The organism is Mycoplana azooxidifex (genome assembly GCF_014196765.1).
Classification (GTDB): Bacteria; Pseudomonadota; Alphaproteobacteria; order Rhizobiales; family Rhizobiaceae; genus Mycoplana; species Mycoplana azooxidifex.
Genome location: NZ_JACIEE010000005.1, coordinates 186,051 through 200,954, shown reverse-complemented (window position 1 = coordinate 200,954; position 14,904 = coordinate 186,051). Strand labels below are relative to the sequence as shown.

General features: G+C 65.2%; 11 protein-coding genes. 4 read left to right on the top strand and 7 right to left on the bottom strand.

What is annotated here, in order from left to right:
- Positions 1-32: 32 nt before the first annotated feature.
- The 4 genes from GGQ64_RS12885 to GGQ64_RS12870 all read right to left on the bottom strand — a co-directional run bounded on the left by GGQ64_RS12885 (position 33) and on the right by GGQ64_RS12870 (position 6,321).
- Positions 33-3,347: a transglutaminase family protein gene (locus tag GGQ64_RS12885; RefSeq protein ID WP_183804799.1), complete on the bottom strand. Its 3,315-nt coding sequence runs from the start codon at positions 3,345-3,347 to the stop codon at positions 33-35.
- 122 nt (positions 3,348-3,469) lie between these two features.
- Positions 3,470-4,504, bottom strand: coding sequence for an aldo/keto reductase (locus GGQ64_RS12880; RefSeq protein WP_183804791.1), 1,035 nt, complete (start codon positions 4,502-4,504; stop codon positions 3,470-3,472).
- 214 nt (positions 4,505-4,718) lie between these two features.
- On the bottom strand, positions 4,719-5,483 hold the full coding sequence (locus tag GGQ64_RS12875; RefSeq protein WP_183804789.1) for a VOC family protein: 765 nt from the start codon (positions 5,481-5,483) through the stop codon (positions 4,719-4,721).
- Positions 5,484-5,586: 103 nt separating this feature from the next.
- Positions 5,587-6,321: a DUF899 domain-containing protein gene (locus GGQ64_RS12870; RefSeq protein WP_183804787.1), complete on the bottom strand. Its 735-nt coding sequence runs from the start codon at positions 6,319-6,321 to the stop codon at positions 5,587-5,589.
- 188 nt (positions 6,322-6,509) lie between these two features.
- Here GGQ64_RS12870 and GGQ64_RS12865 point away from each other — a divergent pair, with 188 nt between their 5' ends.
- On the top strand, positions 6,510-6,917 hold the full coding sequence (locus GGQ64_RS12865) for a lysozyme inhibitor LprI family protein (RefSeq protein WP_246422618.1): 408 nt from the start codon (positions 6,510-6,512) through the stop codon (positions 6,915-6,917).
- Positions 6,918-7,004: 87 nt separating this feature from the next.
- Here the strand turns inward: GGQ64_RS12865 and ilvD are convergent, their stop codons facing one another.
- Positions 7,005-8,840, bottom strand: coding sequence for a dihydroxy-acid dehydratase (ilvD, locus tag GGQ64_RS12860; protein WP_183804785.1), 1,836 nt, complete (start codon positions 8,838-8,840; stop codon positions 7,005-7,007).
- 237 nt (positions 8,841-9,077) lie between these two features.
- Between ilvD and GGQ64_RS12855 the strand changes: the two genes are divergently transcribed.
- Complete coding sequence (locus tag GGQ64_RS12855) at positions 9,078-10,106, top strand: GntR family transcriptional regulator (RefSeq protein ID WP_183804783.1); 1,029 nt, start codon at positions 9,078-9,080, stop codon at positions 10,104-10,106.
- Positions 10,107-10,133: 27 nt separating this feature from the next.
- Here GGQ64_RS12855 and GGQ64_RS12850 read toward each other — a convergent pair whose 3' ends face one another.
- On the bottom strand, positions 10,134-10,577 hold the full coding sequence (locus tag GGQ64_RS12850; RefSeq protein ID WP_183804781.1) for an SRPBCC family protein: 444 nt from the start codon (positions 10,575-10,577) through the stop codon (positions 10,134-10,136).
- Between the two features lie 125 nt (positions 10,578-10,702).
- Entirely contained in the window at positions 10,703-12,232 is a 1,530-nt protein-coding gene (locus GGQ64_RS12845) for a UxaA family hydrolase (RefSeq protein WP_183804779.1), read from the bottom strand.
- A 255-nt stretch (positions 12,233-12,487) separates the two neighbouring features.
- Here GGQ64_RS12845 and GGQ64_RS12840 point away from each other — a divergent pair, with 255 nt between their 5' ends.
- The gene (locus GGQ64_RS12840) at positions 12,488-13,273 is read left to right on the top strand and encodes a FadR/GntR family transcriptional regulator (RefSeq protein ID WP_183804777.1); all 786 of its coding nucleotides are present in this window, start codon (positions 12,488-12,490) and stop codon (positions 13,271-13,273) included.
- A 262-nt stretch (positions 13,274-13,535) separates the two neighbouring features.
- On the top strand, positions 13,536-14,813 hold the full coding sequence (locus GGQ64_RS12835) for an alpha/beta hydrolase (RefSeq protein WP_183804775.1): 1,278 nt from the start codon (positions 13,536-13,538) through the stop codon (positions 14,811-14,813).
- Positions 14,814-14,904: the final 91 nt, after the last annotated feature.

Below are 14,904 nucleotides of genomic sequence, written 5' to 3'. Positions count from 1 at the left end.
CGCTCCGCCTCTGCCGCCTTCGATGTCAAGTCCTACACTCCTGGCGGGCGTCGAAGATCGAGCGTCAGCGGAAATTCCCGCGAGATCGTCTCCTCGTACACCCCGTAGCTGCCCGGGTTGTGCCCCCAGGGCTCGAAGCGGGCCAGCCTTCTGGCTTCCGCCTCGTTTCCGTTCACAGGGAAGGTGTCATAGTGTCGTCCGCCCGGATGGGCAACGTGGTAAATGCAGCCACCCACTGCCCTGCGCGACCATGTATCATATACATCGAAGGTAAGCGGTGTGTTGACGGGCAGGGCCGGGTGCAGGCCGGACGAGGGCTGCCACGCCTTGTAGCGGACGCCCGCGACGGCGACGCCGCTGGCCCCGGTGGCCGCGAGCGGCACGCGCCGCCCGTTACAGGTGACGATGTAGCGTTCGGAATTTGCCGTCTGAAGCTTCACCTGGAGGCGCTCCATGGACGAATCGACATGGCGCACCGTACCGCCGATCGCGCCCTGTTCGCCCATCACGTGCCACGGCTCCAGCGCCTGGCGGAGCTCGAGCTTCGCGCCATCGTATTCGACCTCGCCGCAGAAGGGGAAGCGGAATTCCAGTTGGGCCTCGAACCACTCTGGGCGCACGTCGAAGCCGTTTTCGCGCAGGTCGGCCAACACCTCGAGGAAATCCTGCCAGACATGGTGCGGCAGCATGAAGCGGTCGTGCAGCGTCGTGCCCCAGCGCACGAAGGAACCGGCGACGGGCCTGAGCCAGAAGCGCGCGATCAGGGCGCGGATCAGAAGCTGCTGGGCCAGGCTCATGCGCGCATTCGGCGGCATCTCGAAGCCGCGGAACTCGACAAGGCCGAGCCGGCCGGTCGGGCCGTCGGGCGAGAACAGCTTGTCGATGCAGATCTCGGAGCGATGGGTGTTGCCGGTGACGTCGACGAGCAGGTTGCGGAACAACCGGTCGACCAGCCAGGGAAGGGGCGGCGCACCTTCGCCGGGCGCTGGCACCTGCGCCATCGCGATCTCCAGTTCGTAGAGACCGTCGTGGCGGGCCTCGTCGATGCGCGGGGCCTGGCTCGTCGGGCCGATGAAGAGACCGGAGAAGAGATAAGAGAGCGAGGGATGGCGCTGCCAGTGCAGCACCAGGCTCTTCAGCAGGTCCGGCCGGCGCAGGAAGGGGCTGTCGTTCGGGTTCTTGCCGCCGACGACGACGTGGTTGCCGCCGCCGGTGCCGGTGTGGCGGCCGTCGATCATGAACTTGTCGGCGCCGAGCCGGCTCTGTCGCGCCTCCTCGTAGACCGCGGTGGTGATGTCGACGCAGTCTCCCCAGCTGTAGGCGGGATGGATGTTGACCTCGATGACGCCCGGATCGGGTGCGACGCGGATCACGTTCAGGCGCTCGTCATGCGGCGGCGCGTAACCCTCGATATGCAAGGGAAGGCCCAGCGTGCTCGCCGCGCGCTCGGCGGTGGCGATGAGTTCGAGATATTCCTCGACGCCCTCGGTCGGCGGCATGAAGACGCACAGGCGGCCGTCGCGTGCCTCCACGCTGATGGCCGTGCGGACCTTGCCGGCGATGTCGGAGACGACCTGTTCGACCTGCTCCTGCTGGCCCTCGGCTGCGTGAAAGTCCACCTTGATCTGACGATGGGGCTCGGCGAAATTCGGCAATTCGCCGCGCTCGACCGTGGGATCGACCGGGTTGATGTAGGGATAGGACGAGGGCGGCAGCCAAGGCAGCGAGCCGAGCGGCAGGCGGTAGCCGACCGGGCTGTCGCCGGGGACGAGGAACAGGCGGCCGCGCCGGGTCTGCCATTTCTCGCTGATCCACCGGTGGCCGGCCGCCCGCGCGTTCCACGCCTGCACCGGCAGCACGTAGCCGCTCGGCTTTGTCAGGCCGCGCTCGAAGACCCGGGCGAGGCGGCTGCGGGCTTCGGGATCCTCCAGCTTCGAATTCGACGGATCGACGTTGTCGGGGAGGTTCGCTTCCTTCAGCAGCCATTCTCCCGGGTCCTCGTAGGCCGGCAACACCATGTCCGTCTCGAGGCCGAGTTCTGCCGCGATCGTCGTCAGCAGGCGCTCGGCGTCGCCGTTGGAGACCGGGTGGTCGGCGTTTTCCTCGGCGATCAGGCCGGGATCGGACCAGATCGGCTTGTCGTCGCGGCGCCAGTAGAGCGAGAACGTCCAGCGCGGCAGGCTTTCGCCGGGGTACCACTTGCCCTGGCCGTAGTGCAGGAAGCCGCCGGGGGCGAAGCGCTCGCGCAGGCGGCGGATCAGCGCGTCGGCCTTTTCGCGCTTGGTCGGCCCGACGGCGTCGGTGTTCCACTCGTCGGATTCGAAGTCGTCGATCGAGACGAAGGTCGGTTCGCCGCCCATGGTGAGCCGCACGTCGTTCTGCGACAGCACCCGGTCGACGTCCTGCCCGAGCGCGTTCAGCGCCTCCCAGGAATCGTCGGAGAAGGGTTTGGTGATCCGCGGGTGCTCGGCGACGCGGGTGATCCTCATGTCGAAGTCGAAGCTGGTATTCGCCTCGCCAAAATAGCCGCCCGTGATCGGCGCGGCATTGCGGAAATGCGGCGTCGCGGCCAGCGGGATGTGGCTTTCGCCGGTCAAAAGGCCCGAGGTCGGGTCGAGGCCGACCCAGCCGGCGCCGGGCAGATAGACCTCGCACCAGGCATGGAGGTCGGTGAAGTCGTGGTCGGTGCCGGAGGGGCCGTCCAGTGCCTTCAAGTCGGGCGCCAACTGGATCAGGTAGCCGGAGACGAAGCGCGCGGCATAACCGAGGTTGCGCAGAATCTGTACCAGCAGCCAGCTGGAATCGCGGCAGGAGCCGCGGGCGGCGATCAGCGTTTCCTCCGGCGTCTGCACGCCGGGCTCCATGCGGATGACATAGCCGACCTGCTGCTGCAGCCGTGCGTTGAGGCCGACAACCATGTCGACAGTGCGCTGGCGCGAGCGATCCACCGTATCGAGGAGGGCAGCAAGGGCCGGCGTCAGCGGTTCCGGTTCCATGTAGATATGCAGGTCCTCGCGCAGGTCTTCCGGATAGGCGAAGGGCCAGTGCTCCGATTCTTCCTCGATGAAGAAATCGAACGGATTGTAGACCGTCATGTCGGCGACGAGGTCGACCTCGATCTTGAACTCGGTCACCGGGTCGGGGAAGACGTAGCGGGCGAGATAGTTGCCGTAGGGGTCCTGCTGCAGATTGACGAAGTGGGCCGACGGCGAGACGCGCAGCGAATGGCTGATCACCTTCGTCTTGGAATGTGCCGCAGGCTTCAGGCGAATGATCTGCGGCCCGAGGCGGACCGGATTGTCGTATTTGTAGTGGGTCAGATGGTAGATGCTGGCCTTGATCGACATAGGCTCATTTTTCCCCTCGTGACGGGTCTTCGCCGCCATCGAGGGGAAGTTTGTGCAATGCGAAGACGGATTGCAAGCGGCAATGGCCGCAGCACCTACGTCTTTCTACGCATGGTTCGGGTTCAGCGGATCGGCGGGTTGAGCCGGGCAAACCCTTCCTGGCGATAGTAGGGGAAGTATGGGTAGGGGGCGGTCGTGCTGCTGGCTGTGGAAAGCCGTTCGATCTGATCGTCCGAAAGCTGCCAGCCGACGGCGCCGAGGTTCTGGCGAAGCTGTTCCTCGTTGCGCGCGCCGATGATGACGCTGGCGACGGTCGGGCGGGCGAGCAGCCAGGCGATCGCCACCTGCGGCACCGTCTTTCCGGTCTCCTCGGCGACGGCCTCCAGCGCATCCACGATGTCGTAGAGACGGGCCTCGTCGACCGGGGGGCCGAAGTCGGCCGTCGCATGTAGCCGGCTTCCGGCGGGCAGCGGGGCGCCGCGCCGGATCTTGCCGGTCAGCCGTCCCCATCCGAGCGGGCTCCAGACGAGCGCGCCGATGCCCTGGTCGCGGGCCAGCGGCATCAGTTCCCATTCGTAGTCGCGGCCGACCAGCGAATAGTAGACCTGGTGGGCGACGTAGCGCGGATAGCCGTGCTTTTCCGCGGCCGCCAGCGATTTCATCAATTGCCAGCCGGCGAAATTGGAGACGCCGACATAGCGCAGCTTGCCGGCATCGACGAGGCTGGAAAGGGTTGCCAGGACCTCCTCGACGGGCGTGCCGGCATCGAAGGCATGCAGTTGCAGGAGGTCGATGTAGTCGGTGCTGAGCCGCCTGAGCGCCGCATCGACCGCAGTGAGGATGCGGGCGCGCGAGGTGCCGGCGTCGTTGGGGCCGTCGCCCGTGGGCAGCGCCATCTTGGTGGAGATCAGTGCCTCATGGCGGCGTCCCTTCAGCGCCGCCCCGAGCACGGCTTCCGAAGCGCCGTTCGAATAGACGTCGGCGGTGTCGAACAGGTTGACGCCCGCTTCCAGGCAGATGTCCACCAGTCGACGCGCCTCCGCTTCGTTCGTGTTGCCCCAGGCGCCGAACAGCGGTCCTTCGCCGCCGAAGGTACCGGTTCCGAAGCTCAAGGCCGGCACCATCAGGCCGGATGCCCCCAATCGTCTGTATTCCATGTCCGTCTCCTGTCGTTACGGCGCAAAGCCACCGTCCGCCATCAAGATGGACGCGGATATATCCCGCCACTAGACGGCAGGCGGGAACAGTATCTGTGATTTGAATTCACGTATCGGCCGCTGGCGGCCGTCGCCGCCCGGTTGTCGACGCGTCCGGTGTACCCCCGACGCGCGGACGCGCCGGGGGTCGTCTGGTTGGACCGGGATCGGTCGATCACCTCGATCCGACGAGGGCGAAATGGGCGCCCTGCGGGTCGACGCCCTGGATGATCCAGGCGCCGCCGGGCACCTCCATTGGTCCCATCACCACCTTGCCGCCGGCGGCATTGACGCGCTCGATGGCCTCATCGATGTTGCCGACGACGAAGTAGAAGCCCCAGTGCGGCGGGGCCGGCAGGTCCTTCGGCTTCGTCATCATGCCGCCCGCCGTCTGGCCGTGGATCTTGAAGAGCTGGTAGGTTCCCATCTCGCCCATGTCGAGGGCCTCGTCCTTCTCCCAGCCGAACATGGACGAGTAGAAGTTCCAGGCGCCGTCGAGGTCGCCCGCCATCAACTCGTGCCAGCCGATATGCCCGGGCGCCATCTGGTCGCCGGCCGGCGGGCCGTCGTCATTGGCGCTGAATAGGCAGAAGACGGCGCCATGCGGGTCGGCGACCACAGCAAAGCGGCCGATGCCGGGAATGTCGTCCGGCTCGCGATGCACCTGCCCGCCCTTCGCGGTGATCTCCTTGGCGGTCGCATCGACGTCGTCGGCGCAGATATAGCCGAACCAGGCCGGCGGCATGCCCTCGCCTTCCTGCGGTATGGCCATCAGGCCGGCGATCATCTGCTCCCCGGCGGAGAAGGTCGTGTACTTCATGCCGGGGATGCTGGTGTCCTTGGCCGTCCAGCCGACAACGGATTTGTAGAAGGCCTCGGCCGCGTCGGTATCGCCTGTCATCAGTTCGTACCAGACGAACTTTCCTTGGTTGCTGGACATGGGTTCCTCCAGTGTGGTTCAAACTTTGCAAAGTGGATGAGGTCGGTGCCGTCGACCGCATTCCGCCATCGGCAGTCTGCAGTCGACATGTGCACATTTTACGTCAGCTGCAGCAGGACTGCACCTTCGGCGCATCCTCGTATTCGTCCTTGCGCTTGACGAAGCTCAGCGTGCCCGTCTCGTTGCGGCCCTTCGGCGCGCGGTCGAGCGTCATCAGCGTGCCGAGCAGTTCCTCGCCGCCACGGGAATATTCCGAATAGGTGTGGTAGACGGTGCCGTCGTCGTCACGGAAGAAGGCGCTCATCCCGGGCAGTTCGTCATGGGCGTCTTCCGAGGCCGTCTCACGGTAGTTGTAGTAGACCTTGCCGCGCGCCAGTTCCTCCTTGGTGAAGGAGACGTGGTAGTCGAAATTGAAGTCGCTGCCGAAGGACGAGAACCACGGGAATTTCCAGCCCATCCGCTTCTTGTAGGCCTCGATCTTGTCGAGCGGTGCACGGGAGACGCAGACGAAGGTGACGTCGTGGTGGTTCAGATGCGGCAGCATGCCGTCGACATGGTCGGCCACGAAAGAGCAGCCGGGGCAGCCTGCCTCCCAGTCGGGGCCGAACATGAAGTGATAGACCATCAGCTGGCTGCGGCCGTCGAAGAGATCGGCCAGCGTCTTCTTTCCGGCCGGCGTGTCGAACGTGTAGGTCTTCTCCACCCTGACCCATGGTAGCGCCTGCCGCTCCGTGCGCACCTTGTCGCGCAGGCGCGTCTCCTCCTTCTCCATGGCGAGAAGCGCCTGGCGCGCCTTCAGCCATTCCTCGCGGGACACGACCTCATGATGCTGTCTCATGCTCGTAACTCCTCTTTTCACGGGACATTTCGACTGGTTGCGTTGATATCAACGTTTACCGTGCCTGTCAAAGTTGCCGGCGCTCGAGGGCCGGTTGTCTCAAGGACGAAGCATAACCGGGCAATCCGACATTCCCTTGTCAAAAAACGCGCAGGCCATATCTAACGCCGCTCACGAGGAGTTCGATTATGGAAAGACTGCCAGTTCACCGCCCTATCCATGAGCCTGTTTACCGCCCCGCCGGCCGCATTCTCGCACCCGTATTCGCGGTCGCCTGTTCCATCCTGTCTCTGACCCTGGCCGAGCCGGCCGTCGCGGCCAGCTTCGACTGCGAACGGGGCGACCTCGCCCAGGACGAGAAGGCGATCTGCGACAACCGGGTGCTGAACGATGCGGACGTGCGGATGGTTACCACCTTCGACATTCTGTCGGGCCTCGTGGCCATGGGCGCGCGCGGCGAGATGCAGGACCAGCAGACGCTGTGGCTGAAGGAGCGGCAGGCTTGTGCCGCCGACGTCGCCTGCATCCAGGGCGCCTATGACAGGCGCATGCAGCAACTCGACGAGGCCTACAAGAACATCAGCCGGCCGTTCTGACGAAAACGACCGGTCGCGAGGTCGGACCGATCGTTCCAGGTTCTTCGCGATGGCATGCGGCTCAGGCGTAGCTGGGCCGGATGGATGTCATTCCGGCAGGATGCGCACGGCGCCGAGGTCGGCGGAGCTTGCAAAGGCGGCATAGGCCTTCAGCGCGGTGGTGACGTTGCGCTTGCGCGGCTGGGCCGGCTTCCAGCCGAGCTTGTCCTGTTCGGCACGGCGGGTGGCAAGCTCGGCGTCGCTGATCACCAGGTTGATCGTGCGGTTCGGAATGTCGATCTCGATGGTGTCGCCCTGGCGGACGAGGCCGATCGTGCCGCCCTGTGCTGCCTCTGGCGAGGCATGGCCGATCGAAAGTCCCGAGGTGCCGCCGGAGAAGCGGCCGTCGGTGATCAGCGCGCAGGCCTTGCCGAGCCCCTTCGACTTCAGGTAGCTCGTCGGATAGAGCATTTCCTGCATGCCGGGGCCGCCCTTCGGGCCCTCGTAGCGGATGACGACGACGTCGCCGGCCTTCACGTCGCCACTGAGAATGCCCTTCACGGCCGCGTCCTGGCTTTCGAAGACGATGGCGGGGCCGGTGAACTTCAGGATCGATTCATCGACGCCGGCGGTCTTCACAATGCAGCCGTCGAGCGCGATGTTGCCCTTCAGGACCGCGAGGCCGCCGTCCTTGGAGAACGGATGCTCGACGGAGCGGATGACGCCCTTTTCGCCGTCGGTATCCAGATCGTCCCAGCGGGCTTCCTGCGAAAACGCCACCTGGGTCGGGATGCCGCCGGGGGCGGCGCGGAAGAAGGTGCGCACGGTCTCGCTGCTCGTGCGGGTGATGTCCCAGCGGTCGATCGCGTCGCCGAGCGTCTCGGCATGCACGGTCGGGCTGTTGCGATGGATCAGGCCACCGCGGTCCAGTTCGCCGAGGATGCGCATGATGCCGCCGGCACGGTGGACGTCTTCCATATGCACATCGGCCTTCGCCGGCGCGACCTTGGAGAGGCACGGCACCTTGCGCGACAACTTGTCGATGTCTTCCAGCGTGAAGTCGATCCCGCCTTCGTAGGCGGCGGCGAGGATGTGCAGGACCGTATTGGTCGAGCCGCCCATGGCGATGTCGAGCGACATGGCGTTCTCGAACGCCTTCTTGTTGGCGACGTTGCGCGGCAGCACGCTCTCGTCTTCCTGCTCGTAGTAGCGGCGGGCGATGTCGACGATCAGGTGTCCGGCCTCGACGAACAGCCGCTTGCGATCGGCGTGGGTCGCGAGCGTCGAGCCGTTGCCGGGCAGCGACAGGCCGAGCGCTTCCGTCAGACAGTTCATCGAGTTGGCGGTGAACATGCCCGAGCAGGAGCCGCAGGTGGGGCAGGCGGAGCGCTCGATGACCTTGACGTCCTCGTCGGAGACGCTGTCGTCGGCGGCGGCGACCATGGCGTCCACGAGATCCAGTGCGTGCGTCTTGCCGTGGAGCACGACCTTGCCGGCCTCCATCGGCCCGCCGGAGACGAAGACGGCGGGGATATTCAGGCGCATGGCGGCATTCAGCATGCCGGGGGTGATCTTGTCGCAATTCGAGATGCAGACCATGGCGTCGGCGCAATGGGCGTTGACCATGTATTCGACCGAGTCGGCAATGATCTCGCGGCTCGGCAGCGAATAGAGCATGCCGTCATGGCCCATGGCGATGCCGTCGTCGACGGCGATCGTGTTGAATTCCTTGGCGACGCCGCCGGCGGCCTCGATCTCGCGGGCGACCAGCTGGCCGAGGTCCTTCAGGTGCACGTGGCCGGGCACGAACTGCGTGAACGAATTCACCACCGCGATGATCGGCTTGCCGAAGTCAGCATCCTTCATGCCGGTCGCGCGCCACAGGCCGCGGGCACCGGCCATGTTGCGGCCGTGGGTGGTGGTTCGGGAGCGATAGGCTGGCATCGACGTGTTCCTCAGATCCGATCAGGCACGGCATCTCGGGGAAAGTAGGGTCGAAAGGCCCCTTCCGCCAGCCGTTGTCCTGGGTTCCCTAGCGCAAATCCCCCGCGGCGTCACGAAAGGAATGTCATTTTTCATGCCGAAACTTGGAATTTTTTGTCGCGTTGCCCTGCAGCAATGACCGTTGTCGGCACGAGGCATTTGTGAGACTGTCCGCCTTTGAAAGGCATGGGAAGGGTGATGGCGAAGGAACAGGCCGGCAGCAGACAGGCCGACAGGGCGGAGCCAACGGAGACGGGCCCGCTCTACCTGCGCATCCGCGACGCGCTCGCCGATGCCATTGCCGCCGGACGGCTGCCGAAGGGCGCGCTTCTGCTCGAAGGCCACGTGGCCGGCATCTTCTCCTCGACGCGGACGCCGGTGCGCCAGGCGTTTGCGCTGCTGGAAGCCGCCGGCGCGATCCGCCGTTTCGAAGGCCGCGGCTTCATCGTCGGCCCGGGCCGGGAAGCGCCGCGCCGGCTCGCCCTGACAGCGGCGATGTTCGGCGACGGCTGCGAGGCGCAGGCGTTGCGCAAGGCGCCGGCCTGGGAGGCGATCTACGAGGCGCTGGAGCGCGAGATGGTGCATCTCTCCGTCTTCGGGCGCCACCGCATCAACGAGGTGGAACTGGCGCGTGCCAAGGGGGTGGGCCGCCAGGTGGCGCGCGATGCGCTGACACGGCTCGAGGCGGTCGGCATCGTCGAGAAAGACGAGCGGATGCGCTGGACCGTCGTGCCGCTCGACGAAAAGCGCATGCGCGACCTGCACGACATCCGCGTGGCGCTGGAGCCGGTAGCACTGAAGCAGGCGTTTCCCTTCATGCCGGAAGAGGAGCGCGCGGCGATGACGGCGCGGCTGGAGCGCGCGCTCGCCGGCTATCCCGACCTCTCGCTTGCGGAGATGGACGGGATGGAGACCGATCTCCACATCACCTGCCTCGGCCACTGCCCGAACCGCGAGATCCTGATCGCGCTGCGCCGCGCCCGCTTCATGCTCAACGTCAGCAAGCACATCATGGGTGTCTCGCACGTGATGCCAAAGGACGAGCCGTTCATCTCCGAACACCTTGTAGTGTTTTCGGCGCTGGAGGCGGGGGATGTCGACGCGGCGGCCGAGGCGCTCCGCCACCACATCGCGATCTCGCTGCCGAAGGTGATCGGGCGCGTCACCGAGTTTCGTGAGACGCACCGGCCGGATGTATCGGCCTATGTCGGCGACATCGGGCATTGAGACGCCGACACAGTCGATTGCAATGCGCTATTCGTTGATCTCCGGCTCAACGAGCTTCGCCAGATTCCGCAGCGAGTCCTGCCAGCCGAGATAGCAAGCCTCAAGCGGGATGACGTCCGGCACGCCGGCCTGCGTAATCTCCAGCTCGGTTCCGACCGACACTTTCTTCAGCGTCACCGTGACTTCCATCTCGCCGGGCAGGTTCGGATCGTCGAACTTGTCCGTGTAGCGCAGGCGTTCGCCGGGGACGAGCTCGCGGTATTCGCCGCCAAAGGCGTGGCTCTTGCCTGTCGTAAAGTTCCGGAACGACATCCGGAACGTGCCACCGGTCTTTGGCTCCAGGTGGTGTACGGTGCACATGAAGCCGTTCGGCGGAAGCCACTTGGCAAGCGCGTCCGCCTCGATGAATGCGCGATAGACCTTTTCCGGGGTGGTGGCGAGAACGCGGTGCAGATTTACGGTGTTCGGCATGGTCGTGATCCTCTTGATACGTCGGAATAGACGGCCCTAAGGACGAACGGGGCTATGCCGATCCGACACGGGATTCGTTTTTCATTCAACGAATTTTACCGAAGCCGGTGCTGCCGAGCCGAAGCTTACGTAATAGCCCCAACCTGCCACGGCACGAATTCGTTGTCACCGTAGTCGAAGCCTTCGCTTGCCGTCTTCTTCCCTGACGCCGTCTCGACGACGAAGTCGAAGATGCGGCGGCCGGCTTGTTCGATGGTTTCGGTGCCGTCGACGATCGTGCCGCAGTTGATGTCCATGTCGTCCTTGATGTGTTCGTACATGGGCGTGTTGGTGGCGATCTTGATGCAGGGGGCGGGCTTGTAGCCGGAGACGGAGCCGCGGCCGGTGGTGAACGCGACGAGGTTGCAGCCGCCGGCGATCTGGCCGGTGACGGCGGCCGGGTCGTAGCCGGGCGTGTCCATGAAGACGAAGCCGCTTTCCTTGACCTCTTCGGCATATTCGTAGACGGCGTTCAGCGGCATCGAGCCGCCCTTGGCGACAGCGCCGAGGGACTTTTCCAGGATCGTCGTCAGCCCGCCGGCCTTGTTGCCGTGCGAGGGGTTGTTGTTGAGCTCGGCGTCGTTCTTGGCCGTGTAATCGCGCCACCAGTCGATGCGCGACAGGAGCTTCTCGGCCACCTCCGGCCGGGCGGCGCGGCGGGTGAGCAGGTGCTCGGCACCGTAGATCTCGGGCGTCTCGGAGAGAACGGTCGTCGCTCCCTCCTTCACCAGCATGTCCGAGGCGACACCGAGCGCGGGATTGGCGGAAATACCGGAATAGCCGTCCGAGCCGCCGCATTCGAGCGCCAGTCGGATACCGGAGAGCGGCTGCGGCGTGCGGCGGATCGCGCCCACGTCGGGCAGCATGTCGTCGATCATCTCGCAAGCCGCCTCGATCGTCTTGCGGGTGCCGCCCTGGTTCTGGATCATCATGGTGCGGAAGGTCTTGCCTTCCTCCAGGCCCGCCTCCTCGACCAGCGGGCCATACTGGAAGGTTTCGCAGCCGAGCCCGATCATCAGGATGCCGCCGAAGTTGGGATTTCTCGCATAGCCCTTGAAGGTGCGGGTGAGGATGCGCCCGCCCTCTGACTTCAGGTTCAGCGCACAGCCGCCGCCATAGGTGAGCGCCACGACGCCGTCGATGTTGTCGTGGCCGGCCTCGCGGAACCGCCTGGCATAGTGCTCGGCGACATAGCGCGAGACCGTGGCGGAACAGTTCACGGTCGAGAGGATGCCGATGTAGTTGCGGGTGCCGATGCGGCCGTTGCCGCGGTCGTAGCCGTCGAAGGTGCGCCTTTCGGCTTCCGGCACCATCACCGGCGGGGCGTTGTCGACGCAGAACTCGTGCTTCAGGGCGACCTCGAGGATCGCGAGGTTCTGCAGGTGGACATGTTCGCCCGGCCGGATCGCCCGGGTCGCGTAGCCGATGATCTGGCCGTACTTCAGCACCGGCGTGCCCTCGGTAATCGGGGCGATCGCCACCTTGTGGCCGCGCGGGATGCGCTCAGTGGTGACGACGCCGTTCGGCAGCGAGCGCCCGGCGTCGAGGTTTGCCGGAACGACGCCGACATTGTCCTTGGGGTTGAGGACGAGGACTGCGGGGATCTCGGCAAGCATGACAGGCTCCTGCGGCAATTGATCTGCGCAGTTATGCACAATGTCTGCAAAAGTCAATTGATGCGGAGCGGCCGTGTGATACGGTTCGCCGTGTCGTCGGCAAAGGACGGCGCATGAAAGCTCTCTTCCCGTATAGTCATACTATTTATGGATTAAGTCAGACAAAGACCTATTGACACCGAAGGCACGCGGGATCGATGGTGGAGCGATGCGCCAAGGTGCGTCGGGGGAGATGGGGTGGACGTGGATACTGGGATGGAGACGGGGCCCGTGACCGGGCAGGCGGGTGGACCGGATGCCGGCGGTGAGATTGCACCCCCGGCCCGCAGGCCACGGGTGCAGAAGAACGTGACGACCGCTCTCGGTCTCGACATCTGCTCCGAGCGCTACCCGGTCGGCACAGCACTTCCCAAGGAAAGCGATCTTTGCGAATTGTACGGCGTGAGCCGGACCGTGGTGCGGGAATCGCTGAAGATCCTCGCCACCAAGGGGCTGGTGAACAGCCGCCCGCGCGTCGGCACCGTGGTTTGCGACAAGGCGGAATGGAACCTGCTGGATGCGCAGATCCTCGAATGGATGGGGCCGCGCATCCAGGATCTCGACCTGCTCGGCTGCATCCTCGAGACGCGCCGCACCGTCGAGCCCGTTGCGGCCGAGTTCGCCGCGGAACGGGCGAGTGTGCAGGAGATCGCCGATCTCGAGGCCGCGTGGAAGAGGATGCACGACGCTGGCCCCGACACGGAAGCCTTCACCCGCGCCGACGTGCAGTTCCACGAGATCCTGCTGAAGGCGAGCCACAACCAGGTCTTCCGCCAGCTCTCTTCCATCATCCATGCCGCGCTGATGTATTCGCTGCACCGCTCCAACGAGGTGATCGATCATCGCGACGAGGCGCTCGATATCCACAGGGATCTCGTCGAGGCCTTGCGGCTGCGCGACGGGGCGGCGGCGCGCGCCGCCTCGCACCGGATGCTGGACACCGCCGTGCGGGATCTGGCGCCCGCCCTGCGCGGCGGCCGGCAGGATGCCGACGGGTCCTGAGCGGGCCCGATTCGGCTCACATCACACGTCTTCCCGCCGGCGCAATCCCGTCCGGCGTCACGCCGACGGCAGCGTGGGCGCGCGCCTACGGGGTTCCCCCACGGCTCCATTGTGTCCGAAGCGCCGCAGGCCCGGGGCGTTTCTCTCTTCCGGCCCGGCGCGCGGGCGATAACCGATTGCCTGGCTCCCCTTTGCCCATTAAACAATGCTTAAGAATTGGGGGAGCCGCGTCGCGCGGCATGGTCATATAGGGTGTGACGGGATGCGAAGTGTGTGGCGTATCGCGATTGTCCTGTCGCTTTCTGTGGCGCTTGCGGCCTGCGGCGGCAAGAAGGGCTACATGGCGCCGATCCCGGAAACGGCGGCAGTCCCGGGTACCTCGACCGTCAACATGCTGGTGGCCACGACGCGTACGCCGTCAGGCGATCCTAACACGCTCTTCTCCGGCGAACGCAGCGCTCGCCCCTACCTGACCGACATCGCTGTCTCGATCCCGCCGGAAAAGAACCGCAAGCCGGGCAGCGTGCAGTGGCCGAAGAAGCTCCCGCCCAATCCGGAGAAGGATTTCTCGGTCCTGCGCATCCAGCAGCTGTCCTCGCTCGAAAGCGGCGAGGAATGGTTCCGCGTGCACAATCGGAACGGCCATGTGATGGTCTTCGTGCACGGGTTCAACAACCGCTACGAGGATGCGGTGTTCCGCTTCGCGCAGATCGTCCACGATTCTGGTGCGCAGGTGACGCCGGTGCTGTTTACCTGGCCGTCCCGTGCCAAGCTGTTCGACTACAATTACGACAAGGAAAGCACCAACTACTCCCGCAGCGGGCTGGAGCGGCTGCTGCAGGCGCTGCAGAAGGAAAAGGGCGTCACCGACATCACCATCCTGGCCCATTCGATGGGAACGTGGCTGGCGATGGAGGCGTTGCGCCAGATGGCGATTCGCGACGGCCGGGTTGCGTCGAAGATCGAAAATGTGGTCCTCGCCTCGCCGGACCTCGATGTCGACGTGTTCGCCCGCCAATGGTCGGAACTCGGCGCCCACAGGCCGACCTTCACCATCTTCGTCTCGCAGGACGACAAGGCGTTGGCGCTTTCGCGCTTCATTTCGGGCGACGTGCAGCGTCTCGGGCAGATCAACCCCGCCGACGAACCCTATCGCAGCCAGTTCGAGAAAGCCGGGATCACGGTGGTCGACCTGACCAAGGTGAAGACGGGCGACCGGTTGGCCCACGGCAAGTTCGCAGAGAGCCCGCAGATCGTCCAGTTGATCGGCGAAAGGCTCGTCAACGGCCAGACGCTGACGGATTCGGATGTCTCGCTCGGCGAAGGCATCACCGCCATCGTCGCCGGCACGGCGGGTGGCATCGGTCGCGTTGCGGCCACCACGGTCGCGACGCCGATCGATCTTCTGACCATGTCGCCGTCGGAAGAAAGGCTTAGCGGCAAGGTCGATCCGGCGCTGATGTTCGACGATGAGGCGCAGGAATCCCCGCAACTGGCCACTCAACCGGCCCCGAAACCGGCCCCGCAACCGGTGCGGTAGCGGCGCACCACAAAACCACACGACTTCCCTCGTGTAGTTCGCTAATTCCACTTAAACCCTCGTTTATGTGAGATAGCTTGCCTTCCTCGTG

What these genes read in the sequence shown, in the direction of transcription:
- GGQ64_RS12850 (WP_183804781.1), bottom strand. Translation starts at nt 10,577, where the DNA reads ATGCCGAACACCGTAAATCTGCACCGCGTTCTCGCCACCACCCCGGAA.
- GGQ64_RS12865 (WP_246422618.1), top strand. Translation starts at nt 6,510, where the DNA reads ATGGAAAGACTGCCAGTTCACCGCCCTATCCATGAGCCTGTTTACCGC.
- GGQ64_RS12845 (WP_183804779.1), bottom strand. Translation starts at nt 12,232, where the DNA reads ATGCTTGCCGAGATCCCCGCAGTCCTCGTCCTCAACCCCAAGGACAAT.
- GGQ64_RS12875 (WP_183804789.1), bottom strand. Translation starts at nt 5,483, where the DNA reads ATGTCCAGCAACCAAGGAAAGTTCGTCTGGTACGAACTGATGACAGGC.
- ilvD (WP_183804785.1), bottom strand. Translation starts at nt 8,840, where the DNA reads ATGCCAGCCTATCGCTCCCGAACCACCACCCACGGCCGCAACATGGCC.
- GGQ64_RS12880 (WP_183804791.1), bottom strand. Translation starts at nt 4,504, where the DNA reads ATGGAATACAGACGATTGGGGGCATCCGGCCTGATGGTGCCGGCCTTG.
- GGQ64_RS12870 (WP_183804787.1), bottom strand. Translation starts at nt 6,321, where the DNA reads ATGAGACAGCATCATGAGGTCGTGTCCCGCGAGGAATGGCTGAAGGCG.
- GGQ64_RS12885 (WP_183804799.1), bottom strand. Translation starts at nt 3,347, where the DNA reads ATGTCGATCAAGGCCAGCATCTACCATCTGACCCACTACAAATACGAC.
- GGQ64_RS12840 (WP_183804777.1), top strand. Translation starts at nt 12,488, where the DNA reads ATGGAGACGGGGCCCGTGACCGGGCAGGCGGGTGGACCGGATGCCGGC.
- GGQ64_RS12835 (WP_183804775.1), top strand. Translation starts at nt 13,536, where the DNA reads ATGCGAAGTGTGTGGCGTATCGCGATTGTCCTGTCGCTTTCTGTGGCG.
- GGQ64_RS12855 (WP_183804783.1), top strand. Translation starts at nt 9,078, where the DNA reads ATGGCGAAGGAACAGGCCGGCAGCAGACAGGCCGACAGGGCGGAGCCA.